The following is a 215-nucleotide window of genomic DNA, read 5'->3' as shown; positions in this document are numbered from 1 at the left end:
TAGTTAGCCTTATAACCTTCCGTTAAATGAGCTAAAGATGCTTTCATAAACACCACCGTTCCCCAGGCATCACCTGGAGATTCAGGTCTTATATGGCCGTTCACATACTTGCCACTGGATTTATGCTTGCCTGGTCTGTAGAGATAATAGGTGTCATCAAAGTACTGATAATCTATACCTGGACCGCCCGGCGCCAGACGCGGGTCGTCAAAAGG

General features: G+C 47.0%; 1 pseudogene. It reads right to left on the bottom strand.

The features are described from left to right. Positions 1-215, bottom strand: a pseudogene (locus FDX19_RS25330) (hypothetical protein); the annotation flags it as partial.

Source organism: Citrobacter sp. wls619, assembly GCF_005281345.1.
Classification (GTDB): Bacteria; Pseudomonadota; Gammaproteobacteria; order Enterobacterales; family Enterobacteriaceae; genus Citrobacter.
This window is presented reverse-complemented; position numbering and strand designations above follow the sequence as displayed.